General features: G+C 53.4%; 19 protein-coding genes. 8 read left to right on the plus strand and 11 right to left on the minus strand.

The features are described from left to right. Positions 1–81 precede the first annotated feature (81 nt). Positions 82–3,807, minus strand: coding sequence for a hypothetical protein (locus tag CEE36_03260; GenBank protein TKJ43718.1), 3,726 nt, complete (start codon positions 3,805–3,807; stop codon positions 82–84). A gap of 653 nt (positions 3,808–4,460) precedes the next feature. Between CEE36_03260 and CEE36_03265 the strand changes: the two genes are divergently transcribed. The 7 genes from CEE36_03265 to CEE36_03295 all read left to right on the plus strand — a co-directional run bounded on the left by CEE36_03265 (position 4,461) and on the right by CEE36_03295 (position 15,457). After that, positions 4,461–5,738, plus strand: coding sequence for a hypothetical protein (locus CEE36_03265; GenBank protein TKJ43719.1), 1,278 nt, complete (start codon positions 4,461–4,463; stop codon positions 5,736–5,738). A gap of 280 nt (positions 5,739–6,018) precedes the next feature. After that, positions 6,019–6,735 (plus strand): hypothetical protein, encoded by a 717-nt coding sequence (locus CEE36_03270; GenBank protein TKJ43720.1) that lies wholly within the window; start codon positions 6,019–6,021, stop codon positions 6,733–6,735. A gap of 123 nt (positions 6,736–6,858) precedes the next feature. Continuing rightward, entirely contained in the window at positions 6,859–11,436 is a 4,578-nt protein-coding gene (locus CEE36_03275) for a hypothetical protein (protein TKJ43721.1), read from the plus strand. Then, complete coding sequence (locus CEE36_03280; GenBank protein TKJ43722.1) at positions 11,433–12,341, plus strand: hypothetical protein; 909 nt, start codon at positions 11,433–11,435, stop codon at positions 12,339–12,341. The genes CEE36_03275 and CEE36_03280 overlap by 4 nt, the downstream gene beginning before the upstream one ends. After that, positions 12,328–13,350 (plus strand): hypothetical protein, encoded by a 1,023-nt coding sequence (locus tag CEE36_03285; GenBank protein TKJ43723.1) that lies wholly within the window; start codon positions 12,328–12,330, stop codon positions 13,348–13,350. Before CEE36_03280 ends, CEE36_03285 begins: the two co-directional genes overlap by 14 nt. Beyond that, on the plus strand, positions 13,344–13,964 hold the full coding sequence (locus CEE36_03290; GenBank protein TKJ43724.1) for a hypothetical protein: 621 nt from the start codon (positions 13,344–13,346) through the stop codon (positions 13,962–13,964). Before CEE36_03285 ends, CEE36_03290 begins: the two co-directional genes overlap by 7 nt. Beyond that, positions 13,961–15,457: a hypothetical protein gene (locus CEE36_03295; protein TKJ43725.1), complete on the plus strand. Its 1,497-nt coding sequence runs from the start codon at positions 13,961–13,963 to the stop codon at positions 15,455–15,457. The genes CEE36_03290 and CEE36_03295 overlap by 4 nt, the downstream gene beginning before the upstream one ends. 144 nt (positions 15,458–15,601) lie before the next feature. On the opposite strand, the gene CEE36_03300 is transcribed toward CEE36_03295, so the two are convergent. The 10 genes from CEE36_03300 to CEE36_03345 all read right to left on the minus strand — a co-directional run bounded on the left by CEE36_03300 (position 15,602) and on the right by CEE36_03345 (position 25,851). Then, positions 15,602–15,967 (minus strand): hypothetical protein, encoded by a 366-nt coding sequence (locus tag CEE36_03300; GenBank protein ID TKJ43726.1) that lies wholly within the window; start codon positions 15,965–15,967, stop codon positions 15,602–15,604. Then, on the minus strand, positions 15,960–16,490 hold the full coding sequence (locus CEE36_03305) for a hypothetical protein (protein ID TKJ43727.1): 531 nt from the start codon (positions 16,488–16,490) through the stop codon (positions 15,960–15,962). Before CEE36_03305 ends, CEE36_03300 begins: the two co-directional genes overlap by 8 nt. Next, positions 16,477–17,178, minus strand: a complete 702-nt coding sequence (scpB, locus tag CEE36_03310; protein ID TKJ43728.1) for an SMC-Scp complex subunit ScpB — start codon at positions 17,176–17,178, stop codon at positions 16,477–16,479. The genes CEE36_03305 and scpB overlap by 14 nt, the downstream gene beginning before the upstream one ends. Next, entirely contained in the window at positions 17,175–17,861 is a 687-nt protein-coding gene (locus tag CEE36_03315; protein ID TKJ43729.1) for a hypothetical protein, read from the minus strand. The genes scpB and CEE36_03315 overlap by 4 nt, the downstream gene beginning before the upstream one ends. Further along, positions 17,858–20,464: an alanine--tRNA ligase gene (locus CEE36_03320; protein ID TKJ43730.1), complete on the minus strand. Its 2,607-nt coding sequence runs from the start codon at positions 20,462–20,464 to the stop codon at positions 17,858–17,860. The genes CEE36_03315 and CEE36_03320 overlap by 4 nt, the downstream gene beginning before the upstream one ends. Beyond that, the gene (locus CEE36_03325) at positions 20,461–20,922 is read right to left on the minus strand and encodes a hypothetical protein (GenBank protein ID TKJ43731.1); all 462 of its coding nucleotides are present in this window, start codon (positions 20,920–20,922) and stop codon (positions 20,461–20,463) included. The genes CEE36_03320 and CEE36_03325 overlap by 4 nt, the downstream gene beginning before the upstream one ends. Positions 20,923–20,931: 9 nt before the next feature. Continuing rightward, positions 20,932–22,002, minus strand: coding sequence for a recombinase RecA (gene recA / locus CEE36_03330; GenBank protein ID TKJ43732.1), 1,071 nt, complete (start codon positions 22,000–22,002; stop codon positions 20,932–20,934). A gap of 146 nt (positions 22,003–22,148) precedes the next feature. After that, positions 22,149–23,981: a glutamine--fructose-6-phosphate transaminase (isomerizing) gene (glmS, locus tag CEE36_03335; GenBank protein TKJ43733.1), complete on the minus strand. Its 1,833-nt coding sequence runs from the start codon at positions 23,979–23,981 to the stop codon at positions 22,149–22,151. Continuing rightward, complete coding sequence (locus tag CEE36_03340; GenBank protein TKJ43734.1) at positions 23,969–25,351, minus strand: hypothetical protein; 1,383 nt, start codon at positions 25,349–25,351, stop codon at positions 23,969–23,971. The genes glmS and CEE36_03340 overlap by 13 nt, the downstream gene beginning before the upstream one ends. A gap of 35 nt (positions 25,352–25,386) precedes the next feature. After that, entirely contained in the window at positions 25,387–25,851 is a 465-nt protein-coding gene (locus CEE36_03345) for a hypothetical protein (protein ID TKJ43735.1), read from the minus strand. 175 nt (positions 25,852–26,026) lie between these two features. On the opposite strand from CEE36_03345, the gene CEE36_03350 reads away from it, so the two are divergent. After that, complete coding sequence (locus CEE36_03350) at positions 26,027–26,986, plus strand: hypothetical protein (GenBank protein ID TKJ43736.1); 960 nt, start codon at positions 26,027–26,029, stop codon at positions 26,984–26,986. Positions 26,987–27,000: the final 14 nt, after the last annotated feature.

The following is a 27,000-nucleotide window of genomic DNA, read 5'->3' on the forward strand; positions in this document are numbered from 1 at the left end:
CAGGATTAGGGCAAGGAATTGGTGCAAAAGTGGTGCAATTTTGGTGCAGGGGCTTAGGGTGAAATTATGGTGGGCGATAGTCTATCCCTTGCAGGGATTTCCCTTTCCTTCAACGATCTCGATTTCCTCAGGGGTTAAGGCATAAAGCTTGTAGACAAGGCGGTCAATCTCGCGGTCAGTTTCGGCGATCTCAGTTACGACCGGCGTGAGTTTGTTTTTGTATTTATCAAAACCTTTTGAGAGGAGCTCGTAGTTCCTGGGTTCGCGGGTGTTGAAGGCAAGCTTGCGGTTCTTTGCGATAAGGTCGGCAAGGGCGTTGGCATCGTCAAGCTTCTCAAGGCCGCGGATGCGCTCCCTGCCCGAAAGCTCAGCGAGCTTTGCCCCTATAAGGTGCTCCAGCCAGCCGGAGTATTCTTTAACTATCTCCTGCTTGCGCTTGTGCAGGTCAAGCATAGCTTGTACAAGCTCAACCATATCGTTGTGCATCTTCTTGTCTTCGGGCTTGGAGAAGTCGATTGTGCGGATGGGCATAGACTCTACTTCGTTTGTTCCCACGTTGTTATTCGTACTTGTGATCTTAAATCTCCACTGGAACAACTTTGAATTTAACAAACCCATTAAATAATAAAGATCGTACTCCGTCCTAACATTCAAAGTAATGGAATTTGTAGAATCCGCAAAATAGGTCGGTGGCTTTATAATCATTGCAACGATTCGCCATTTTTCATCAACTCCCGTTATTCTTTGAGTTGCTATACGACGCTTGAATACTTCTTCAGGAATAGAATTTCCATCCTCCAAAAATTTCTTCTCATCGAACCATTCCCTTTCACCTTGACTTAACACATCTTGGAAATAGTATCTCCCAATTTCCACTCCTTTCAATAATCTAGACATACTGGAATCACTGGTAATGAACTTGCTATATATTGTTTGATTGATTTCTCCTCTTCTTACATCAAAAGTATCTTCTTCTGCTAATCTTACAATACCTTCGGTTAGGTACATTTTCCGACAAACCTCCCAGTTACTCTGGTCAACTAAAGGAATAGGAATATTATTTGGATCGAGCAATACCAAATCATCAAATTTGATTAAAGCCTCACGACATTCATCTTCAAAGCTGTTTCCAGGAAACACCCGGATATGAATTTGAGTCATTTTGGGTGATTGAGGTTCGTTCATACAAGTAACAATCGTTGTGGACAGTTTTGCATCCTTAAAAATTCTCCGTTTAGAATTATCTTTTTGCGGGAAACAATCTGCTAATAATTCGCAGGTTGAAAGCATCAAATTACGTCGCGCTTTTGAGCAACTTATATCTGCAACCAAAGATAAAGGCACAATCATACCAAATCGATCCCCTCGTTGTAAAAGCCCTAATGCTCTTACAATAAATAATCGGTACAGATTAAGCTTACCACCTAGCGCTGCCTCGTACAGAGGGATATTCTTTACATAATCACCCAATTCTTTATGGGGGCTAGAGATTCCTTTCCTTTCCTTCTCAAGAACGTCATACGGCGGATTCCCTATCACCGCGTCGAAGCCGGGATTGGCAAGCGGCCTGCCGTGCTTATCGAAAAACACTTCTGGAAACTCAAGCTCCCAGTGGAAAAAGTGATGCTTGTTCCAGAGCTTAGTTGCTTTATCCACCCACTTTTCGCGCTCCAGCGCGGCAAATGCCTTTTTATCGTCTTGCCTCAGCGCTTCCACAAGCCGCGAGTAGTCCTTCGGCTTGACCTCGTTCCCGAAGTAGGTGGAGACCCAGACGTCGGCGGCCTGGCGAAAAGGTTTCATCATCCCCCGCGCCTGCTTGAGCCGCTTTATCTTGTCATCTATCTGGTCAATGGTATCCGAAGGCTCGTCCTCAATTTGCTTATAATAGACTATCGTGCGTGCCGAGTAGTGTTCAACTATCTGCTGAAACAGCGAGCCGGTTTTCTCGCCCGGCAGGTTGCCAAGCTCTGCAACCTTTGCGCCGATAAGCGAATCTCCAGGACGCAGGTGATGGTCAAGGAAGGAAAGCGGCTTGTTCGCGGCCACGGTTGAAAGCCACAAGGAAAGCTTGGCAAGCTCCACAGCAAGCGGGTTCTTATCCACCCCGAAGATGCAGCGCTCTATAATCAAACGCTTTGCCTTGCCGATCTCGTCCTCCGTTTCCTCAATCTCCTTAACTCCCAGAAGCTTGGGGGCAAGGAAATCGGTTGCCTCAACCAGAAAGTGTCCCGAACCCATTGCCGGGTCGAGCACACGGAGCGAAAGGAGTTCCTTCTCTTTAATGTCCTTGGTCAGCGGTTCAAGGGTGTGCTCGACAATGTATTTCACGATGTAGTCCGGCGTGTAGTAAGAGCCTGTGGCCTTGCGGTCGCCCCGCTCTGTCACGGGGTAGTATTCCCCTTTCCCTACGCTGTCCGTAGTTTTGCTTATCTCCTCTTCTTTGCGTTCCCGCAAGGGCTTCCATTGCTCTTTCTTTCCCTTTTTTACCGCGACCATCGGCTCAGAGGCAACCTCAAGATGATTTTCTAAAAGCCCCTCGTATATGCTCCCAAGGTCCCTGATTTTCAAGCTCGAATAGTCAATGAACTCCTTTTTTGGCGTAGTCTTTGTCTGGGGTCTGGATAAAAGGTCAATAACCTCGGCAAGCCAGCGGTCGCCTATTTTGTACTTCTTGAGGAACTCGTGCTGATTGTCATCGAAGAGACCACCGTTATAAGGGGCAATACCCAGGTCTTTTTCCCCCTGGTCTATAAGTGTTGAAAGGGCAGATAGTTTGCCCCACAGCATAGGTATGCTGCCGCCGTAAGGCGGCCCGTCCTTCCTTGCGTATATCTCCTCCTTCATACTCTCCAGGCTGTAGTGTTGAAGGTAGCTTCTGTTAGAGATTGGCAGGAGCAACTTATCTTCGGCGTAGAGTATAAACAAGAGACGGTAGAGAAGAACAAAGCAGTTTTCGCGTATAAGCTCCTTGTCGCGCACAGGCTCCAAGCGGTTTTCTTTAAACTCCACGAATCCCTGAGCGAGTATTCGAAGCGCCTTGTAAACGTTGTCCTTAAGCTCCGCGCCGACGGCTTCAGCGTAACGGACTGAGCCGTCAAGCACGTAGTCGAGAAATCGCGGGAATGCTTGACAGCGAAAGAACATGTAGAAATACTTAAAGGCTTCAAGTTGTTCATCACGGCTTACGCCTGCTGCAAAGAGGGGCCCGTCGGAGTTTATTAGGCTTACAAGATTAACCTCGTAGTAGCGGTCAAGGTGTTTGCTTTGTTCCCGCTCATACAAACGCCAGATTCGCCCGTTAGTGAGTATGCCCCAACGTACCTCGCTATAGAGAAGATACAGGTGCATTTGGTAGGCAGGGTTGCGGTACTCGAAATCAAACAGGTCGGGCTCGTAACGCGATGAAAGGTCTAATTTGCGATTCCAATGCTTGGCTTCGCAAAGACCTATTGCTTTGTTGAAAAGCTCCCATTCCTTGCCCTTTTCCGTAGAGGCTTTCTTTTTTGCAGATTCCGTGTCGAATAACGCATAATCGGGCCTTCTGATGCCTTCGGCGGTTTTCTCTCGCGGTTGAACAATGTAATGGTGACCGAGTATTTCGAGTATGGGCCTGATGAAGTCGTTTTCCAGTTGAGGTTCGCTTAAAGCGGGGAGTCTCGTTAAATTCTCCTTATAGAGCTTGGAGATACCTTCAAAGGCTTCTTCAATCCCTTCGTGATCCCGCCATTCTCTTTCTTCTGGTAGTATTTCTTCAAGGTAGTGGTTTGAGAAGAGGTCTTGATTGGTGTGTAAAGAATTGGTACCCATGTCTACCCCCAGTATATCTAACTATAAGAGTACGTCAAGCATATTCCCCTTCACCCCGCAGCAGTGTAGCACTAACCAGCAGGCGCGAGGCAGGGCTGCTTGTCTAAAAAGCGTTCCAAGGCTCAGGCGAAAACCGACTTTAAGAAGATAGAGGACGAAGTTAAGAAAACAGAAGAGGAGCAAGCTAGACTTGTCAAAATACGCAAAGAACAAGACAAGGAAGCCTGCCAAGACTTTATTATTTGAGATGATTAGATTTAGGGAAATAAAAATGCCCATAAATAACTGCCAGGGGAAGGAATTATTAAGTTGCGCAATTGCGCCACTTAGTAAACGCAAGCGTATTTATTGGTTTATTGGAAAAAATGGGGGAAATGGTGGATAAATCTATAATTAAGGAATAAATACAGCAAACTCAAGGCGACACTACGTCTATTGCTATCCCGTATTGATGATTCCCTTCCCGCTCTATAGCCTTTCTTTCCTTCCGCACTTCCGAGCCTGCTGATTGCGATTACTTCGTGGCATACGGTTTTAATGAAGAAGAATTAAAAAACGCTCAAACTTGATAAATACATCATAGACACCATGCGTGGAGCTTGCGTGGAAGGGGGCTTGACACGAAGGAAATAGGGACTATTCTTATATCAACAATGGGAATTCAAATGAATAAAAGACAAATTTTTTTCATCATCGCGATAGCCGTTGGCATATTGTTGCTGATTCTCCTTGCGAAGAAAATGGGAACGGTTACGGATCAGCCTGTACTGCGAAGGAAATCGAGACACAAAAGGACACGTGAGGAAAGAGAGATAGGGCGATTAAACGTTAAGTCCCTTGACATCCGGGCAGGTGCGGATAGAATACCCGTAGACGTGGGCATCTACCGTAGGGAAAACGGGATGCTCTACGTGCGTGTAATGATTGACGGAAAGCTTATCCGCCGGTCTCTGGAGACTCGAAAAGAGTCTGAGGCTCTATTGAAAATCCGGAGTGTAATTATGGCTGCCTTGGAAGGTCAAAAAGCAAAGGAAGTCCCGACGCTTGCAGAGTTCACTAAGACCTATCTAGCCTACAGTAAACGCCAGTACTCAAAAAGCACCTATGCAAGGAACCTTTGCAGGATGTCGAAGCTCATAGAGAACTTTGGCTCTATGAGGCTTGACCAGATAGACAAGCGGGCGATTAAACTCCACTCTCAGAAACGTCTGCAGGAAGTGTCCCCAGCATCGGTGAACTGTGAACGGTCGTTGCTAAGCTCCATAATGGAGTATGCCTGTGAGCTTGACTTCATTCAAGAGAATCCTGTCAGGAAAGTAAAGAAGCTTAGGGAATCCCCAGGCCGAGAACGCTATCTGACCCCAGACGAAATCAAACGGCTCCTTGACGCCTGCAAGGCGCTAAGCGAACGGAAAGGCGTTGGACACAACCCAATCCTGTATGAGATTGTCTTAACCGCTATCCTCACCGGCTTACGTAAAGGTAATCTACAGAACCTGAAGTGGAGTCAAGTGGATTTTAAGACAGGGAATATCATTATCCCCGCCGGTGAACACAAAAACCGCAAGCCGCTCTACTTCCCGATTAACCCCTACTTGCAGGAGATATTGTCAGGACTAAGGCATAACTACCCTTACGCTGAATACGTCTTCTGCAAGGCTGACGGCACTGAATATGGAGATTGGAAAAGGAGCTTTAACACCGCGTGCGAAACAGCCGGTTTAGAGGACGTTCGCTTCCACGACTTAAGGCATACATGTGGAACCCTTCTGAACATGCTGGGTACGAACCAATATACTATCCGTGCGCTTATGGGACACCGCACATTAGCTGCGTCCAAGCGATACGTCCACACCCCGCCTGAAACAGTCAGAGAAGCGTCTAACGCTTTAGGAGACCGCCTGAGACGTATCCTAGACGGCAGCGACTAACACACCTATTGACACAGCCCCGATTTGGGCAGATGTAAGTTAAGGAATTAGGTGGCTTTGCATTCCGGTAATCGCTTTCGTAAAGCGTAGGCCGGTGGTTCGAATCCACTCGTCGGCTTACAGCCGGGCCACAAGGCCCGGTTCACCTTTATTGGTGAACGGGAGTTACTTGACAATAAAGCCCAACCGCTCTATACTGCCAAACCGAAGAGCAAACCTTTTGGGTCGCTTGTAGCGTCGAATAACGGTACAGATTCTAACAATTGAGGAGGAGAAAAGAATGTATACCTTGATATTTCTCTTTATCGTGGGAGCAACCCCACATCAAGCCGTGGATGCGGACAGAGACGGCTTCCCTGACGCGGCAGAGCTTAAAACATCAGCCGACCGCCACAACTTCCGCCGATGGTTTGTAACCATAGCGCTATCAAGACACCTTAACCCGCGAGATGACATCAGAGACTGCGCGGGCCTTGTTCTGTATTCATACAGGGAGGCACTCAAGTCCCATGACGAGGATTGGCGCGCGCAGTTCGGCGAGCTCTTAGACCCCTCGATCCCGGAGATCGCGGCGTTTCACTACCCGAAGGTTCCCTACATCTGGACAGAGATCTTTCGCCTGGCCGACGGTCCGTATGAGCCGGGCGACCGCGAGAGGGGCAAGCTGGGCAACTTTGCCGACGTTCCGCATCTTATGAATTACCATACGGTAAAGCTCACGAGAAGGTTAGACGATGGTGTGCTGGCAGGGGATTTGTTGTTCTTCACGCCAAAAGACAAGTCCTCGCACGTGATGATCTACCTACAGATCAAGGGTGAACCCCACTTGCTTTACCACACCGGGCCAGGGGATTATGAGTATTCTGGTGAAGAGAAGGCGGGGGAGATGAGATTGGTTAAGTTTGAGACGCTTATGTCACTTGACGAGGGGACCTGGCGGCCGGATGAGGCGAATCCAGCCTTTGCCGGGTTCTACATGTTCAAGATACTGGACTGACTGAACGTCTCTCGGAGGCTCCAGTCTCCGAGAGGCTTCAGAAGACGAGGGCCGAAGGCCCGAGTCTTAACTAAGATTGGATAATTTGAAAAGATATTGCCACTGCCCAGAAAGGAGGGTATCGTGAAAGTTCTTGCTTTGCTTGCCACCTTAACGGGAGGGCTTTTTGCCCACCCCTACATTCACCTCTCAACCTCCCGGATATACTCACCCGGGGAGGAAACAGAGATCCGACTGGAAACCAGAGACTTGGACGTAATCCACTTCCGATTGTACGCAATCGAGGACCCGATAGATTTCTTCGAAGCTCAGAAGAACATGCGCTCGCCCAGGGTGCGGGGCAAGGCCAAGCCTGTCAACTTCTTCCACATGCTGGAAGGCCTTGGCGATAGAACCAAGCGCAACACCCGCTATCTTGCCCGCGAGATGATGAGTAAGGAAAGCCGCATAGGGTTAAGGGATTATCTCGGTCTTCCACCGCTCGAGAAGAAGGAGGCCGAAACACCCGAACGCTTCGGGCCATCGAGTATCCCAAGGCTTGAGGGATACGAGGTGCTTCGGGAGTGGTCTATGGGGTTCGAGAAAAAGAAGAAGGATAAGGACGACTATTACTACTACGGTCGCTATCATTACGAGACCATAGACCTTGAGATCACCAAGCCTGGCGTCTACCTTGTTGAGGCCTACTACGGGACGCGCGTTGCCTACACCCCTGTGGTAGTTTCAGAGATGTCTGTGGTAACCAAGCAAGACCCTCGGGAGGTATACGTCTTCGCAGTGAACGCAGAAGACGGCAAGCCTCGCCGAGGGGCAGTGGTGGTGGTGCTTTCGGACACCAACCGGATAGCCACCGGCCGCACCGACGGCAAGGGACTCTTCCATACCTCCTTCGACACCACCCGGTTAAGGGTGCTGGTCCAGGACGGCGATAACTTCGCGCTCCTGGATAAGTACTACTACTATTCCGATGAGAAGGATCAGGACGGGGCAATAAAGGTCTATCTGCACACCGAACGACCCATCTACCGGCCTGAGCAGACCGTCTACTTCAAGGGAGTAGTCCGGCGGATGCGCCGCGGCACCTACCGTACCCCTGCAGGCGATGAGGTCGAGGTGGTGGTGACAGATCCAGAGGGCAACGAGATCTACCGACACACCCTCGCCAGTGACTCCTGGGGTGCGTTTGCGGACTCGTTGATAGTGCCCTCATCATCACGTCTGGGAAGATATACGTTAAGCGCCACCCTGGAGGAAACTTACCACTCGGTTCAGTTCCGGGTGGAGGAGTACCGCAAGCCCTCCTACAAGGTGGAGGTTGAGCTAGACGCCGAGCAGTACGTGCAGGGCGATACGGTAAAGATCGAGGTGGCGGCCGACTACTTCTTCGGCGCTCCGGTTGCCAAGGCGGAGACCAAGCTGAAGATATACCGACGCGAGCACCATCGCTACTACTGGTACGGCACCTCCTACATGGACGAGCTTGCCGGCAAGACCGACTCGCAGGGCCGCATCACCTTCACCTACGTCACACCCAAGAAGGACCGCAACTACCGCTACACCTTCGAGGCGCAGGTGCGGGACGAATCCCGTCGTGCTGAATCCGGTGAGGCCTCGGCGTTCGTGGCCTCCTCCGCGGTGCTGGTTGACCTGAAACCCACCCGCTACGTGGTGGAGCCTGGCGAGAAGCTTGAGATCGACATTCACACCCACGATATCCTCAATAAACCTGTTCCCGGCACGGTCGAGATAGTAGTTTACCGGCATTACTGGGACAAGGAGGACAAGGTCCTCGCCCGCAGAACCATGTCCGTGGGCAAGATAGGATTCACCACCTTCACCTTCACCCCCAGCCAAGCAGGCCCCTACTATGTTATAGCGAAGGCCAAGGACAAGCAAGGCAACCAGAGCGAGGAGAAACGCTGGTTCTACTCCTCCGAGCGCGGCGGCTACTACACCTGGAAAACCGACAGAATCCAGATCATCTTCGATGCAGAAACCTACGAGGTGGGTGACTGGGCCGAGGCGCTGGTGATAACCCCTTACGAGAACGCCAGCATAATCGCATCACTTGAGGCGGACAATCTGTACGACGTTGACATAATCGAACTTGAGGGGAACACCGCGATGCTGCGCTTCAAGGTTCGCTCCGAGTTCGTGCCTAACGTGTTCCTTTCGGTGTGCGGGATTTATGAAGGGGAGTTCTTCGAACACAAGGAGAAGATGCTCGTGAACCGCAAAGCAAGGATGCTCACGGTGGAGCTTGTCCCTGAGAGACAGCGCTACGAGCCGGGCGAGCGGGCCAAGTTGAACGTGCTGGTCAAGGACGTCCGTGGCAAACCCATCAAGGCGGATATCTCTCTTGCCGTGGTGGACGAGGCGCTCTACTCGCTTGCCGCAGAGATCGCACCATCAATCGAGGACTACTTCTACGGCGAGCGTGCCGATCAGGTTGCCACCTCTTCCTCTGTATACTACTCATTCTACGGCTACGAGCGGCAATATCAGATGCTTTCTGCCGCGGCAGCGGACAGCGTGGTGCTTGCCGCCTACAAGGGACGCGAAGAACCGAAGGTGCGCAAGAAGTTCAAGGACGTGGCATACTGGAACGCGTTTGTGAGAACAGACGGCTCTGGCCGCGCACAGGTTGAGTTAATCTGGCCAGATAACCTAACCACCTGGCGAGCCACTGCACGCGCAATCAGCATGGACACCAAGGTTGGCGAGTCGCGAGAAAAGATCTTGGTGACCAAGGACCTTCTGGTTCGCATCATCCCGCCCAGGTTCGTAACCGAGCGAGACAGCCTTCTCATACCCACCATCGTCCACAACTACACGCGCACATCCCAGGAGGTCAAGCTCTCCTTCTCGGTCAAAGGGTTAAAACTTTTCGACAACACCGCCCATACTGACACCATCCAGCCAGGCAGCACCTTCCGTGTGGACTGGCCGGTAAGATGCGAGGTGCCGGGTGACGTCACCCTTACCGCCAAGGCCATCGGCAGCAGTGCCTCCGACGCGATGGAGCTTACCATCCCGGCCAACCCTCACGGGATAGAGCGCAACCTCGTGATCTCGGCGTTCATGCCCAAGCCTGACCAAGGCATCTCCCGCACCTTCAGTATACCCGAGGAGGCCGAGCTGCGAACCATCACTGGCAAGCTGACACTTACCCCTACACTGAGCTCAGCACTCTTTGCAGGGCTCTCCTACCTTGCGAAATATCCATACGGATGCGTGGAGCAGACCATGTCGTGCTTCTTCCCGGATCTTGTGGTCGCCGACCTCATCCGGGATCCCAAGCGCGGAGACCCGCAGCTTGCCGCCGAGCTGCCCAAGATGATAGCCAAGGGCCTTGCCAAGCTCTACGGCTACCAGCACTCAGACGGCGGCTGGGGATGGTTCGAGCACGACGAGACCATGCACTTCAACACCACCTACGTGATGCACGGGCTACTGTATGCCACCCAGCTTGGTTACGATGTGAACCCAACCGTGATAAGAAGAGGCTTGGAAGCCATCAACAGGATGCTGCGCAAGGATAAAGACGTCGCCACCACCGACCGCGCCTACATGCTCTACGCTCTCTCTATGGCGCCCGACCAGGACAAAGAGTTCATAAAAGCCCAGCTTGCCGCCCTTGAGAAGACCCAACTCGACCCCTACTCGCAGGCGTTTATGGCGCTTTCCTACCACGAGATCGGTGAGGACCCCAAGGCGCGCCAGACGCTCGAGCGTCTCAAGCAAGAGGCGATAGCAGACGAGGAGATGGTCTACTGGAGCGGCAGGGTTCACATTTTTGCGCGCTGGCAGGATGACCCGGTTGAGATTACAGCTACGACCCTGCGGGCATTTCTTGCCATCTACCCCAGCGATGGGATGATCCCCAAGATCATATACTGGCTCCTGCGCGAGCGGCGTGGTAACCACTGGAAATCCTCGAAGGATTCCGCCCTGGCACTCCTGGCTTTAGCCGAGTTCTTCAAAACCACCAAGGACACCAGCCCTCGGATGGAGATCGAGTTCCTGCTCAACAACCGCAGGATCGCAAGCTACAAGATCTCGCAGTACGAGATCTTACAGTTCAACCGTCCACTGGATCTCGAACTATCAGGTGTGGTGCACGGGGAAAACTCACTCAAGATTCAGAAGAAGGGCTCGGGTAACCTGTTCACGAGCCTGGTCTTTTCATACTACAGCAAGGAGGAGGGTATCACGGCAGGCGGAACCGAGCTCAAGATCCAGCGTGAGTACTACCGGTTGATCCCGCGCGTGGAGAAAGACAGACTGGTCTACGACAAGAAGAGGCTCTCCGGACCGGTCAAGGTGGGAGAGCCTTTATTCGTGAAGCTCTATGTGGACTGCACGGAGAACTTCGAGTACGTGATGATTCAGGACCCGATCCCTGCCGGCTTCGAGGTGGCAAAGGACAACTCGCGCTACCCCATCTCGGGCGAGCGATACTGGTGGGGCTACTACGACTATGAGAGCTGGGGCTACATGTACTCCGGGCGCGAGATCCACGACGACCACACCGCACTCTTCATAAGCCGACTGTGGGGAGGCAGGCGAGAGCTATCCTACGTCATCGAACCCTACGTTCCAGGGGTTTACCACACCATGCCCGCAGTGGTATCGCTCATGTACTTCCCGGATAAACGCGGGCACTCATCAGAAGCCGTAATCACCGTGATCGAGGAGTGAGCGGACTTATCATCCTGGCCCTCGCGGCTGCGTTACCCGAGGGTGCGTTCGCCGAGCGCTGTGCCGAACTGATCGGCTCGAGAGGCGCTGTGGCGGTGATGGATCTTGCGACAGGTAGACTTCTTGCGGCGACCGATCCGGAGACCCTCTTTGCCAAGCACTACCCGCCAGGATCGGTCGCCAAGCTCCTCACCGGACTCGTGGCCATAGAAAAAGGAATAGAGCTTCCAGACGGCTTCTACTGTCCAGGGGACGAGACATTGCGCTGCTCGCTACGAGGAGGACACGGTATTGTGGACTTCTCAAGGGCTCTTTCACAATCATGCAACCTCTACTTCCAGAGCCTGGCCAAAGAGCTAAGTGCGGAGGAACTTACCCAACTGCCGAGACGGCTCCGGCTGGATGAGAAGGTGGGGGTAGATCTTCCAGGGGAGGTGGAGAGTGTTCTGGAGACCCCCGGCACAGACTCGGCTAAATCGGCGTTTGCCATCGGTCAGGGTTACTCGATTCAGCTCACCCCAGTGGCGATGCTTGCGCTGATCTCAGGCATAGCAACGCAAGGAGAACTGCTGAGACCAAGGCTTTCTGAGGGGCCGCCAGAAGTGCTCTCCTCCTTCCCCAATCAAAAGGCTCTGGCTAAAATAAGACCGCTCCTGCGAGACGTGGTGCGAAGCGGAACCGGTAAACATGCCGATATAACAACGGTGCAGGTCGCAGGCAAGACAGGTTCATCAACCGTGCTCGGCAACTGGGTCACACACGGCTGGTTCGCAGGTTTCGCACCATACGAGGCGCCCGAGATCGCGGTGGTCGTGTTCTTGAAAAGAGGCGAGGGCAAGGACGCGGCCCGCATCGCAGGACTTGTATTCTCGGATTACTTCAGAGGGGTCTATGCTGAGCATTAAGTTAATCATGATAATCCTCGGGGTGAACGTAAACATCCTCTCCTCGTATCATCCAAGCCAAGTGACGGTGATAGCGGGAGATCGTAAGGGTAAACTGACGGCTAAAGGGAATACCATCTACGTGAACTCCAAGAGCATTGAGCGTTACGGATGCTCGGCGGATTCCTTTACCCTAAAATGGCAAGATAAGACCCGAAGCTATGCGGGATCTCTTGAGGTTTGGGCAGAGGATGGGGAGCTGATTCTGGTTAATAAAGTAGAAGAAGATGCTTACCTTGCATCGGTGGTAGGTGCTGAGATGGTTCCGGGGGCTGAGCTTGAGGCACTCAAGGCCCAGGTCGTGCTCTGCCGGACGTTCATCTACACCGGCTGCAGGCATCAAGACGAGCCTTGGGACTTATGCGACCTCACCCACTGCCAGTCATATAGAGGGCTGGAAACGGTAACCGCCGCAACCGGGAAGGCGGTAGCCGAGACAGAAGGGATGTTTTTAACCTATCACGGGGAGCCTTGCAAGATATATTACCACTCAACCTCTGGCGGACGCACCGCAGACGCTCGCTCGATCTGGCCTGATGAGTATGCACCGTATCTTTGCTCGGTTCCGGACCCCTATTGCTCGGCTTCCCCTCACTACTCGTGGCGATGCACGCTCACCTCATCCCAGATCGCGCAGGCCTTGGATATCACCCACGTATCTGATATAGAGGTCGTTGAGTCTGCCCCTGACAATCGGGTGATAGAGATAAGGGTTAGAGGTTCGGAGTCAGTGATCTATCTTGGCTGGCAGTTCAGGATGATTATGACCCGAAAGCTGGGCTGGGGGACTCTTAAAAGTTCGTGGTTCGAGGTGCGCAAGGATGGAGAGGACTTTGTTTTCACAGGACACGGTCTTGGACACGGGGTCGGATTGTCCCAGTGGGGTGCAGTGGGCATGGCCGAGCAGGGGGCTACATTCAAAGAGATTCTGGCGCACTACTACCCTGGCACCGAGGTGAAGAGATGGTGAAGCTGCTTTTGATTCTGTGGGGCGCGGTGATCGGGGTTGAGCGCTGGGTGATCATTACCCCTGGGGAGGAGGTGAACCGGCAGGAGATTTCGAGGTGGGTGGAGGTTTTGAGAACGGCTGAAAAGGTAGTGGACGATTTCTTCCCAGATCCCTCCGTGGGGGTAGGGTGGGAGAATGGTGTGTTACGGGTGTTACGGGTGGCGCCGTCTAGCGGGGATTTTGCCGCCTGGACCGGATGCTCGATCTGGCAGGGGGCTGCGTTAAAGAACGGAGAGCTGATCGTTCAGCCCCTGGCTGTTCTTGAACGTCGCGGGGTGCTTGAGGAGGTAGTGGTTCACGAGTACGTGCACCTTGTGCTTGAACCCTACAACGTCCCCCTTTGGGTGAATGAAGGGCTAGCCGTGATATGCTCTGGTCAGGTGAGAAAATTCTCACAGGATGCGGAGTTGAAGGATTTAACAGAAGACAAAGCCGAGATAGAAAAGCTGCTTGCAAGCAGTGATACGTTGGATTTGCGGCTAGGTTATCTTGCAGCAGCGCGTTTGACTCAGGAAAAAATAGACGGAATAGGACTAGACAGTTTAGTCCGACTAATTAAAGAGGAGGCCTTATGAATAAGACCATCAAGTGGATTTTGATAGGGGCAGGAGCGGGCCTGGGGGTGCTCGTGATCGGAGCAGGTGTTGCCTACGCGGTGATGACCGACACCCCTGACCTGGAACGCGAGGTCGGTGTGCTGGAAGAGCTTCTGCCCAAAGGGCCGGTGAGTTACGTGGTGGGTGCTGATCTTAACGCGGCAGAAAAGCTCTACAGGAACTCCAAGATAGGGCACCTGGCCCGCAAACACGAGATAGACAAAGACTTCTCAAGCCTTGAGAAAGTGAGCAAGGTTCAGGAGCAGACCAAGGGCAGATTCTGGGACGTCTTGGGCGCACGCTTCATCTACGCGAGATACGGCGAGGAGAACTATCTCATCATCACCCAGCCGGGCTGGAAGGTAAAGGCGATGTGGCGCACGATCATCACAAGCGGAGAAAAGAAGGAGGCTGGGGAAATCCCCTACACCGTTTTCACGGGCGGCACTGCGGCGTTCTTTGCCGGAGACTACTTCTGGTACGCTTCCTCGGAGAAGCTGTTGCTTTCAGCCTTGAAAATCGCAATGTCTGAAGATGTCGAGGAAAGGGCCTTTCCAAGAGACCACGACGACGAGCCTCTGGCCTACGGCATTTCGCGTAAGCCGGGCAAGTACCTGGTGTTTGATGAGGCACGATGGTTAATCCAGGAAGGTGCGAAGGGTCTGGAAGTCAAGGTCGAGATAGACAGCCCCTCGGGCGTGATCGGCGGATTCATCGCCAATGCAAAGCCTCCTGAAGATTACTCAAAGATACCTGCAGACGCCGCGCTCTTCATAAACCTTACAGGGGTAGATCCCTACAGGGCCTGGAAGGAAGCAGGAATGCTTTCCAGCGAAGAAGGAATAACCGAGGTTCTGGGAGACTTTGAGGTAGAAAAGGAGTTCGCCCGGATTGCTGTCGACCTTGAAGACGAGGCCATGTTCATAATGCAGGGCTGGGATGTAGATAGATGGTATGCCCCGGCTCGCTGGCTTATCTCGGTAAAGGCAGGCTCGGAACGCTCGTTCGAGAGCTGGGTCGCCCTTACCCCCTGGTTCTTCCCCGCAGCCTGGGACACCACCCTGACTCACGGCGAGGTTGCCTACACCATGCTCGATCTGGGCGAGGACCTGCCGCCGATAAGCTATCTATTCAATAACTCCTATCTTACCGTTACCTCGGACTCAGCGCTTGTCCCCTGGATACTTGATGCGTACTCTGCCGGTCTAACCCTTAAGGGCTCAGAAGATTTTGCAGTTTTAAGGGTTGCGGCAGGAATATCCGAACCTGTTGCCTGCGTCAACTGGCCGATGTTCAGGAAAGCGCTGAAGGAATATCTGATCTACGCAGCCGACCGCACCGCAGGCTTTACCCCGGCGAACGTGGAGCAAAAACTATTCCCGATCCTGGACGCGTTTGAGATGAACGCCTTGCTGATAGGCATGGAGCACGAAGGTAATGCCTTGACCTTCACGATACGGAGCGCAAATTAATCCTCCTTCTCCCTACGGGGAAAAGATCGGAGATCGTGCGGGCCGAGCTGAAAACCAACACGCAAACCTCTGTGCAAATTCGTGGCGGAAAAACTAAAGCAGACTTATCCGCTGGTTGCGGAAGAATGAACTGAAAGGATTACATCAGGAACCCTCTAAAATAAACCGAGCCCATTCTTCTCCTGTGCCGACGGTTACCGCACGGATAAGACCTGGGTAAGTCTTGACCAGATTCTCGGCCACCCAGATCGCGATATGTTCAGCTGTAGGCTGCATATTACTGAAGGCCTCGCAGTCGTTAAGAAGCTTACCCTGATACGGTTCAAGCAGTTCGGCAAGGTCTTTCTTTAACCCAACGAAATCTACGCTTGCGCCCCTTTGATCCAACGCAGCGGTGGCAAGGGTAACAGCAACATCCCAGGTATGTTCGTGAACCTTCTGGGACTCGCTCCCGAACCCTTCCAGGCGGTGACTGAAACTTAAGGGAACCCTAACCTGGGTCTCAAACATCGCGCAGCTCTTTCTTCAAAAGCTCTCTTGCCTTTAAGAAGAATGCCTGTGCCGCTGGATCACGGTGGTCAGGATATGTCCAGGGCAACTCCTCGCAGTGCTCGCGCAGAAACCTTAAGGTAAGCTCGATCCATATCCCTTCATCAAGGTATGCGCGGTGCCCGGCCGGCTTTGTCGTCAAAAGCCACAGCCCGTCCAGCCGGATGAATCCGGGGTCTATGTTTATCCTGCGCTTACCCTCCCTACGTAGGTCATTCTCGACTTCGCAACTGGCAAGCTTGAACCGCCAGGATTCCAAAAGGTTTACCGGACTAGAGAAGACAAGCCAGCGCCGTAGAATCTTCTCCCCCATCTCCGCGTTGTAGTAATCGGTCCAGGTGAAGGGGACGATCTCGCTGCGCAAGGCCGCAGGGCCGAAGTGTTCTACTAGTGTCGTTTCTATCTCCTTCATCAACCGGCTGTCGGCAGAAAGCAGCCCGCATATCAAAAGAGCCTGCGGCTTTTCTGGCTCAAGATTCTTCACTTTCTCCCCCTGCGGATGATTCTTCTTCCCTGAGTTCCTCTTTCTTCCTTGTCTTCTTCTCGATCCGGTAGCCTATAGCAGCCAACGCTTCTGAGGAAACCTCAGCGCTCTTTTCCTCCTCACGAGTTAGCTCCTCCGTCTCCTGATCGGCTTCTAGAGGGAGTATGTCTTCTTCTTTAACAGCAGGCTCCTCAAGATCTGGCAGCTCCTCCAAAGAGGCTAACCCAAAGAACTCAAGGAACTTGGGGGTGGTGACGTAGACATAAGGATGCCCTGCACGCTTGTCCCGTCCCTTGATGCGTATAATACCGCGTTCAAGAAGGGAGGAAAGGATATAGGATGACTCGATCCCCCTTGCCTGATCGATATCGGGTTTGTTTATCGGCTGGCGATGGGCGATCACAGCCAGGGTCTCCAAAGCAGCCGTGGACAGGCGGCCGCGGCCCTTACGCTGCAAGAGCCGGGCAATCCACGGGGCAAAGCGCGGAAGGGTAACCATCTGCCAGCCGCCAGCCAGCTTACGGATTTGAAACGACCGGCCATGCCCTTCGTAATCCCTGTTGAGCTTTTGGATGCAGGCTTCTACCTCGGAAGGAGCAAGGTTGGTAGCATTCGCCAAGCGCCTGCTGCTGACACTCTCGGGCGAGGCAAAAAGCAGCGCCTCAATAATCTGCCAGGGCTCGCTCATTCGCCCTCGTTTTCTATGCGTATAAGCTTCATGTAGCCATCCTTGTTGTCGGTCCAGTAGATCATCCGGTGCGGTTCTCGAACCTCGTAGTAGAAATCAAAGCTGCGCCCGGCCAAAAGCATCCTGTAGACCGTCTCCACAAACTTGCTCTTGAACCCCAGGGTCAGCTTGTGGCAGCGAAACTCACCTGCATCCGTTTGGATAGTGTGAATCCCGCCGTAGGTGCAGGTTCCGGTGATGACCATCCCCACGTTGGACTCGAAGAACCCGAACTCGACGGTCTGGGGTCTCTCAAATGGAAAGCCCCGAAACGCCTCGATCAGCGTATGCCGGTCGTAGAAGCTCCCCTCATGTCTGACCTTCGAGGATTTGCCCTTGAACCCGTCGGAGACCAGGATGCCTTCAGGGATCGGCTGCACCCCCAACTGAAAACGGCCTGAGCGATCCTTTATCACCTTTATGGTTGAAAGGTCCGATGTCTGCACCCAGCACTTTACGATGATTCGCGTGGTATCGTGATGTTCGTGGACCGAGTAGTAGTTATCGCCGTTATCGTAGACCTCGTGGGATATCTCACGGGTGGTGCCCTGATCGTAGCCAAGATAGACTACCTTCTCCCCGTTGGGTATACCGGGGTCACTGAAACCCGCGGCGATCAGTAAAAGTGCTATTAAAGCGTTCAATTTCCCTCCCTTCGGGTCTTAACGATTTCTAAAAACGTAGACGTAAGGTCGTCAAGGGATGTTTCGGCGATGCTAGCCTCGGCAAGGGTGGCAGAACCGCCGCCTCCGCCCTTGAACCTGGAGGCGACTTTTTTAAGTATTTCTCCGGCGGGATAGTCTTTAGAAGTAGACTTAGAGGAGAAGCAGAGCACGGCCAACCGGTTCTTGTCAGGTGCGGCCAGGAGTCCTACGATGCGCTCTCGTCGGGACTTGAGGGAATCGGCAAGCAGACGCAACTCATCGCGGGAGATGCCTTCGACACGACCGGTAACAAACTCAACGTCGTCAATCTTTTGAGAGTTCTTAAGGACACCTTCGGCAAGACTCTCTACGTACCGGCGGGCGAGCTGCTCTCTTGCCTTGGTCTCGGCAGAGAGGGTGGACTTTAGCTCTTCGACCCGCTTGACCAGCTTATCCCGTTCTGTGCCTACAAGTTGAGCAAGCTCCGAGATCACCTCTCGGCCATTCTTGATCTCCTTCCATGCACGCTGGCCGGTAAGTGCTTCTATCCGGCGGATGCCTGCGGCAACACCGGTTTCTGAGGTGATAATGAACATCCCGATATCGCCGGTGCGATCGAGGTGGGTGCCGCCGCACAGCTCGGCGGATATGAGCTCCTCAGTATTCTTGTCTCTGATTTGAAGTACTCGGACTTCCTCACCGTACTTTTCGCCAAAAAATGCCAATGCCCCGAGTTTCTCGGCTTCTTCCCGACTCATTTCGTCTGGCTTCGCTTCATGATTGGCAATTATCCATGCATAGACCTGCTTCTCTACCTCTGCTATTTCCTCGGCAGTCATGGGTGAGGGGTGGTAGAAGTCAAAGCGCAGACGTCCGGGTTCTACCAGAGAGCCTTCCTGCTTTACGTGCTCGCCCAGAACCGCTCGAAGTGCGGCATGCAGCAGATGCGTGGCGGTATGCGCCCGCTCAATCTCCATGCGTCGGGTCAAGTCCACAATTGCCTTGACCTTTTTGCCCTTTAAGTCCTTGGGAGGCTTACCCTTAACGAACTTCCCATGTATTACCTGTACCCCAGCCTGATTGTAATCGGTATTGAAGACTTCTATCTCAAAGTTCTCGCCTATAATCTTACCTGTATCCCCTATCTGTCCTCCCGCTTCAGCATAGAAGGGTGACTTCTCTAGCTGAATGTGAATCTCTTTAGATTTTTCATTGTAGAGCATCGAGACAATCTTTGTTTTAACTTCTGTTTCATTGTATCCAACGAACTCGCTAGACTCATAAGTGTCTGTCGCTTTTAGTGTCACTCCCCCAGTGATATCCATTTTCTTCCTCGACTTCTTCCTCTGACCCTCCATTGCCTTCTCGAAACCCTCCAGGTCGACCTCGATTCCCTTGTGCTTGGCCAGCCATTTGGTCAGATCTATTGGAAAGCCGTGGGTATCGTGCAGCTTGAAGGCATCTTCTCCCGATATCTTTCCCGCAGCCGCGGCATCGGCAAACAGCCGCATGCCTGCCTCAAGGGTTTTAAGGAAGCGTTCCTCTTCGCCCTTGATCATGAGCGCCACCTGCTCACGGCGTTCTTCGAGTTCAGGGTAGACGTGACGCATCTGCTCAATCACATGGCCCGATAGTTTGTACAGGAGTGACTCCTGAATCCCTAAGAGGTAAAGTGCACCTATGGCGCGTCTCAGAACCCTTCTTATTACGTATCCCTGTTTGGTATTCGATGGCCGTACCCCTTCGGCAATCACGAAGGTGGCTGCACGAACGTGATCGGCGGTTATGGCCAGAAACTCCCAGGTTTCGGGTGAGATTTTGACTTTTAACGTATCCGCCGCAGCCTGCATTAAAGGATAGAAAAGATCGGTGTGAAAGACAGTTTCAACGTCCTGGGCGGCCAACACCATACGCTCAAGCCCTGCACCGGTGTCCACTCCGCGGTACTTAAGCAAGGGACGGGAGCCGTCTTCCTGCTGGTCAAACTGAGGGAACACCAGGTTCCATATCTCGGTGTAGCGCGCTTCGGAGTCGTCTTCTCCCGGACCCGGTCCGCAGTTGCCTTTTTCCCACTTCAAATCCCAGAATATCTCAGAACACGGCCCACACGCACCCCTGCCGCCTGCAGGTTCCCAAAAGTTATGCTCATCGCCCAGATAGACCACACGCTCTTTAGGTACTCCCACCACATCACGCCAGATCGAAGCCGCTTCCTCATCGGTTTCGTGAACCGAAACCCAAAGCCGTTCGGCAGGCAGCTTCATCACCTGGATGATGAATTCCCAGGCCCAGCGTATCGCCTCCTCTTTCTGGTAGTCACCGAAGCTGAAGTTGCCGAGCATCTCAAAGAAGGTATCGTGGGTGGCGTCAGAGCCTACTACATCCAAGTCTTCCAACCGCAGGCACTTCTGCACCGAGACGGCGCGGGTGTAGGGAAGTGGCTCGACCAAACCGGCCCACAACGGCTTGAACTGAACCATACCCGCAACGTTGAAGAGTATTGTAGGGTCTCGTTTGGGAACAAGCGGTGCAGAATCCACCCGCGTATGTCCGCGCTCTTCAAAGAATCTAAGGAACGCCTCTCTAAGCTCGGCTGAGTTCATCCGATCTCCTTTAGGGCTTCCTGGATAGCCTCCTGCGAGTAGCCCCTGCGGTAAAGGCCTTGCCTGATGCGTCCGCGGCGCTCGAAGCCCTCAAGTGAGGAATAACCTTCTGCTTTGGCTCTGGCCCACTCGCAGGCGGAGCGGATTTCCTGATCTGCATGTGCTGCCCATATCTTGGCGAAGAGCTCAGAGCTGATCCCCTTTGCGGCAAGCTCGGCTCTTATCAAGCGCTTCCCCTTGTGGGAGATAGTAAGCTTGTGCCTGATCCAGATACCGGTGAAGCGTTCATCGTCAAGTAAGCCTTGCTCCTTGAGATTCTCGATCTCCACATCGATTGTCTCGTGATCGAATCCCTTGCGACGCAGCCGCTCTCGCATCTCGGCGACGCTTCTTTCCCGGTAACGCAGGAGTCTCAAAGCCGCTGCCCGAACCCGTTCGCGTTCGTCTTGGGCCTTCATGGGCGAACACTAATCCTTCTTCTCCTCTTCCGCTGCTTCAGGCTCCACGACCTCCTTGGGGGCGGTAGGGGTGGGGAAGAGCTTCTCTCTTGCCTCTTTTTCGAGTTTCTCTTTAGCCTCTGGATTCTCGGCGAGGAAAGCGATGGCCGCGTCACGGCCCTGGCCCATCCGCTCATCGCCGTAGGAAAACCAGGTGCCGGACTTCTGAACGAACCCAAGGTCCACACCGACATCAACAAGCTCACCAAGGTAGTTTACGCCCTTGCCGTAGAGGATGTCGAACTCGGCCTTGCGGAAGGGCGGTGCGAGTTTATTTTTTGCGACTTTGATTCTGGTGCGGTTGCCGATGACCTCGTCGCCCTTTTTGATAGAGGCGATACGCCGGATGTCCAGACGGATGGTTGAGTGGAACTTAAGCGCCAGACCGCCGGGTGTGGTCTCCGGGTTGCCCCACATCACACCAATCTTCATACGAATCTGGTTAATGAAGATAGCGCAGGTATTGGAGCGAGAGATAACCGCAGTGAGTTTTCTGAGTGCCTGTGACATAAGCCGCGCCTGAAGTCCCACGTGCGCGTCACCCATCTCCCCTTCGATCTCTGCTCGCGGCACAAGGGCCGCAACCGAGTCGATAACGAAAACATCTATGCCGCCGGAACGGGTGAGCACCTCTGCGATTTCAAGAGCTTGCTCGCCGGTGTCCGGCTGGGAGAGAAGGAGCTCTTCTACGTTGACTCCCAGCGCCTGGGCGTAGGACAGATCAAGGGCGTGCTCGGCATCGATGAACGCCGCCTGCCCACCCATCCTCTGAGCACTTGCCACTACCTGAAGCCCAATAGTGGTCTTACCTGAGGCCTCCGATCCGAAGATCTCGATCAACCTACCTCTGGGAAGCCCACCGATACCCAGAGCGACGTCAAGGGTCAGGGAACCGGTAGGGATGACCTGAACATTTATCCTTGCAGGACGTTCCCCAAGCCGCATGATAGCACCTTCCCCAAATTGCTTCTGGATTTGGCCGATCGCGGTATCCAACGCCTTGCGCCTATCGTCCTGCTCCTTTGCTTGACTCTTAGCCATGCATCCTCCTTAGCTCTCCCCGGATAAAGGAAGAGGTCTTAAGATTATTACGCCTCGCGTCCCTTCCCTTAATCCCTCCTACACCAGCCATACCCATCCTTCCCATCTCAAATATCCTTTTGTCCACATCCCTAACTGTTCTCATCTTACTCCACGGTCACGGTCTTGGCCAGGTTGCGCGGCTTGTCCACGTCGCAGCCACGGAAGCAGGCGGTGTGATAGGCAAGAAGCTGCAAGGGGATAACCGTAAGGAATGGAAGGATGTAGTCCGGGGCCTCTGGGATGGGGATAAACGCAGCACTGCGCTTGGCCAACTCATGGTCGCCTGCCGTACCCACTGCGATCACCTGTCCTCCGCGCGCGGCCACCTCTTCGATGTTTGCGTTCATCTTCTCATAGGTCGCATCACGTGGTGCTACGACCACAACAGGCGTCTTTGAATCGATAAGTGATATCGGCCCGTGCTTCATCTCACCCGCCGGGTAGCCGGTGGCGTGGATGTAGCTTATCTCCTTGAGCTTGAGCGCCCCCTCCAAAGCGGTGGGAAAGTTAACCCCACGTCCCAGGAAGAGGTAGGATTTTCGTTTTTGGAATTGCCTGGCGATCTCGCGAATCCGGTGGTCCTGCTTGAGCACCTGGGCCATCTGGTCGGGCAAGGCCGAAAAGGCTGACTTGATCTTCCTTAACTGCCTTGGTTTCATCGTAGCTTTACGTCGGGCAAGCTCCAGGGTGAAGATAAGGAGTGCAAATAGCTCTGCAGTGTAGGCCTTGGTTGAAGCCACGCCTATCTCCGGCCCGGCGTGGATGTAGATTGACGAGTCGGACTCACGATCGACAGAGGTTCGTTTCACGTTGACTATTGAAAGTACCTTAAGATTGGAGTTGCGACGCGCCGCACGCAGGGCGGCCAGGGTATCCGCGGTCTCACCCGACTGGCTGATGGCGATCATGAGCTCGTGCTTGCCGAAGATGGAGGTGCGATCTATAAGCTCGGATGCGATCTCGACCTCGGTATGCACGCCTGTGAAGCGTTCGATAAAGTAGCGTGCCACCAGACCGGCATGGTAGCTTGTGCCGCAGGCCTGGATAAGGATGTGCTCGAAATCAGCAAGCTCCTCAGGGTAAAAGCGATAGGCAGATCCCAGCACGATGCGCCCGTTGCGTATCCGGCGCTCGAGGCTATTTGCGATAACCTTGGGCTGCTCGAATATCTCCTTGCGCATGAAGTGTCGGTAACGCCCTTTGGAAACCGCCTTGGGACGGAACTCAATAGGAACAACCTTCGCCTTGATTCGTTTGCCGTCGAATGAATAAACCTCAGGTAGATTGCCCCTATGGATTAGAACCACCTCCCCGTCGTCAAGAGCTATCATACGCTGGGTGATACCCACAAGAGCCAGCGGGTCGGATGCGAGGGCAAACTCCCCCTTGCCTATACCGACCACCAGGGGTGAACCCATCCGGACACCCAAAAGACAATCCGGACGATCGCGCATCACCGCAACCAGGGCAAAACTGCCCTTAAGACGCTTGAGCGTCCGAAGGACAGCCTTCAGTAGATTGCCCTTGTAGTAAGAGGCCAGAAGATGAGGTATAATCTCAGAATCTGTCTGCGAGACAAACTTATGCCCCTTGGCTTCGAGCTCACGGCGAAGTTCGGCGTGATTCTCGATGATCCCGTTATGGACGACCGCAAAAAGCCCTTCGGGATCGGTGAAGGGGTGGGCGTTACGCTGAGTTGGCGGTCCGTGCGTGGCCCAACGGGTGTGACCGATACCTACATCTCCCGAAAGGGGATGCTTCTCTAATGCATCCTTGAGATTCTGCAGCCTTCCGGTGACCTTGGTGATCTTGATCTTTCCTTCATCTGCGAGGGCGATGCCGCAGGAGTCGTAGCCCCGGTACTCAAGCCTCTCAAGACCAACAAGTATAACCGACTCTATGTCGCGGCTCCCGAGATACCCAACTATCCCACACATACTCTTCTCACTCGTTTAAGAATCTTATCCGCCCGCTCCCTCGAATCCGCCTCAAGTATCAATCGCACCACCGGCTCGGTATTCGAGGGCCGCAGGTGCAGCCAGAAATCCCCCTCCGAGAGCCACAGGCCGTCTCGCGTATCCTTTCTGGCGGAAGGGAAAAAGGAAGAAACCATCTCCGCTAATCTCTCTGACCATTCCATCTCGAACTTCTCCTTGTGCCGGTGATAGGTAGGCAGCGCATCCACCATCTCGGCGAGAGAACCGTGCTTGCGCTTAAGCTGGACTAAAACAGCCATGGCCAGAAGCCCGTCACGGGTTCGGTTGAACGAAGGCAGGATAAATCCGCCGTTTCCTTCGCCTCCGCAACACCCCTCGATCTCTAAAAGGCGATCAACCACGTGCGCTTCACCTACCGGTGTGCGATGCACGGCAACTCCAGCCTCCTCGGCGACCTGTTCGATAAGCCGAGAGGTTGAAAGATTGACGACAATATCTCCTTTCCTTCTCTCAAGCGCCCAGCGAGCGGAGAGCGGAACGGTGTACTCCTCGCCCGGAGCCCGACCACGTTCGTCCACAAAAGCAAGCCGGTCACCGTCCGGGTCGAAGGCGAATCCCACATCAAGCCCCTTCTCCTTTACCAGAGACCTCAACCCTTGAAGATTTTCGGACACAGGTTCACTGCCTCGTCCGAAACGACCGTTCGGCTCGAAGTTGACGGCATGAACCTCGCAGCCCAGTTCCTCAAGCAGCATTCTCGCCTCAGGTCCGGCCGCACCGTTCACCGGATCAAGCCCAACGCGCAGGCGAGGCTCCTTTGAGTCCTTTCCAAAAAGCTCAAGCAGTACGGCGAGGTGTCTGTCAAGGGCGTTGACACGCTCATACCCGCCGTTTAGACCGCCAGATACCGGCCCTTTATCCTTGACAAAATTGATAAATTCTTCGCTTCTAGCGGGTAAAAGGAAGCGACCCGGCTGGAGGAACTTAAGACCGTTCTGATCAGCTGGATTGTGGCTCGCGGTGATAACTAAACCTGCATCAGCATCAAAGGCCCTGGTGCCAAAGACCGCTGTGGGGGTAGTGACCATGTTCGCTTCAAGCACCTTGACGCCTAAACGTATCAGTCCCAGCTTAACCGCATCATAGATCTTTGCCCCTGATGTCCGCGCGTCCCTGGCCAAAAGCACTTCTTTGGCTTCCATGAACCGGGCGAACGCCTGGGAGAGGCCTACGAAATCACCTATCTTAAGGTCTTCCCCGACGACTCCTCGGAGACCTGCTACGGAAAACTTCACCATCTGGATGATTTTAGCCCTTCTGAAGGGTGATGTCAAGGAGGGCAGAATCCGCCCCGCAACCCATGGCAACATTGGCTGTTGGAAGGTATTGATTTAGACGTCTGGATTCAACCCTGGTTCTCCTCCAATGACTCCTCTGAGGTTTCGTCTTCCTCACTTTCTTCCTCTTTATCTGCGTCATCAAAGAGGGTGCTTCTTTCCGGGAGCTCGATGGGTTCGTTCTCCTCGTCCTCCGGAAATACCGGCCGGCCTGACTTTTTCCCTAACCCCTGCACCTCATCCAATGATTCCTCATATGAATCTGGTTCCTTGCCTTCCTCGTCATCGCAATAGGATATCTCTAGTGGATTGTCACAGATAACCTTCAGCAACTCGCCGCACTCGGGACATTCAAGCTTGTCCCCGACCTTGAGTTCTCTTCTAACAGAAAACCTTGCCTCGCAAGTCGGGCATTCTATCTCGAACATCGCAAGACCTCCGTGATAACCAGTAAACGCGATTATAAAATCAGGAACCGGGTTGTCAAGGTATCTAAGTTCTGCCCGCATAAAGATCGGCCCATCCAGATTCATTTCTGCGAGCTTTTAGCACTCCGGAGCACACGTCGCCTTCAGCGAAAAGGAGCATTAATTTTCGGCATCCCCGTGCGGAGACGAAGTATCCGCGTAGGGTAAGTTGTTGACATTAACCCCCAGGGCGTTATCATCACAAATTACAACGATTGAACCAAGAGCTTAAGGAGGCTTTATGATCGGATTTCTGATAGTCATACTCCTCATCGGAGTGGGTGTGCTTTTGTTCTTCGCCTTCAGGCTTCAGCGGATGCTCGTCAAGCAGCGGGCCACAGGCGAGGTGGGCAAGGGTGGACGCAGACGACCTAAACCCCTCGCCTACATCCTGGGAGCGGTGGTTGTACTGTTTCTGGCCATACTGGCAAGCTTCATCCGAATTGTCCCTGTGGGCCACGCACTTGTTATCTTCTGGATCATCCCAAAGACCTACAGCGTTGCCCGTGAGGGCATCAACTTCATCCCGCCCGTCATCACTCAGACCTCGCTTTACGATCTCAGGCGCATCGACTACACCATGTCGAGTGAGGCCGAGGAGGGGCGGCGCAAGGGGGCGGATGACGCGTTGTGGGCGCCTACCAACGAAGGCTTGCAGGTGGGACTTGATCTCACCGTCTGGTACCGGTTGAACCCGGAAAAGGTCTTTGATATCCACCGCCTTATCGGACCCGACTTCGAGAATAAGGTGGTGAGGCCCGCTATACGCTCCATTGTACGCATGGCCATGTCCGGCTACGGTATCATGGACATCTACTCCAACAAACGCGAGGAGATCCAGGATCAAATATACAAGAAAATCAAGCGCCAGCTTGGACCGGACGGGATAATTATCGAAGGGGTGGCGATCCGAAATGTGCAGTTCACCGGGGAGTTCGCCAAGTCGGTTGAAGAAAAACAGATAGCCCAGCAGAAGGCCCAGAAGATGGAGTACGTTTTGGAGGAGGAACGCAAGGAGGCGGAGCGCAAGGAGATAGAAGCACAGGGTAAGGCAAAGGCGATCAAGATCGTTTCCCGTGAGCTTCGCACCAACCCGAACTACATCAAGTACCTCTACGTTGACAAGATCGCCGACGACGTGAAGGTTATCGTTTCCGATCAGTCCACCATCATAGATCTCAAAGGGCTTATCGGTCCTTAGATGAGAGGTTTATC

It is taken from the genome of candidate division TA06 bacterium B3_TA06, assembly GCA_005223075.1.
GTDB lineage: Bacteria > Hydrothermota > Tepidihabitantia > B3-TA06 > B3-TA06 > B3-TA06.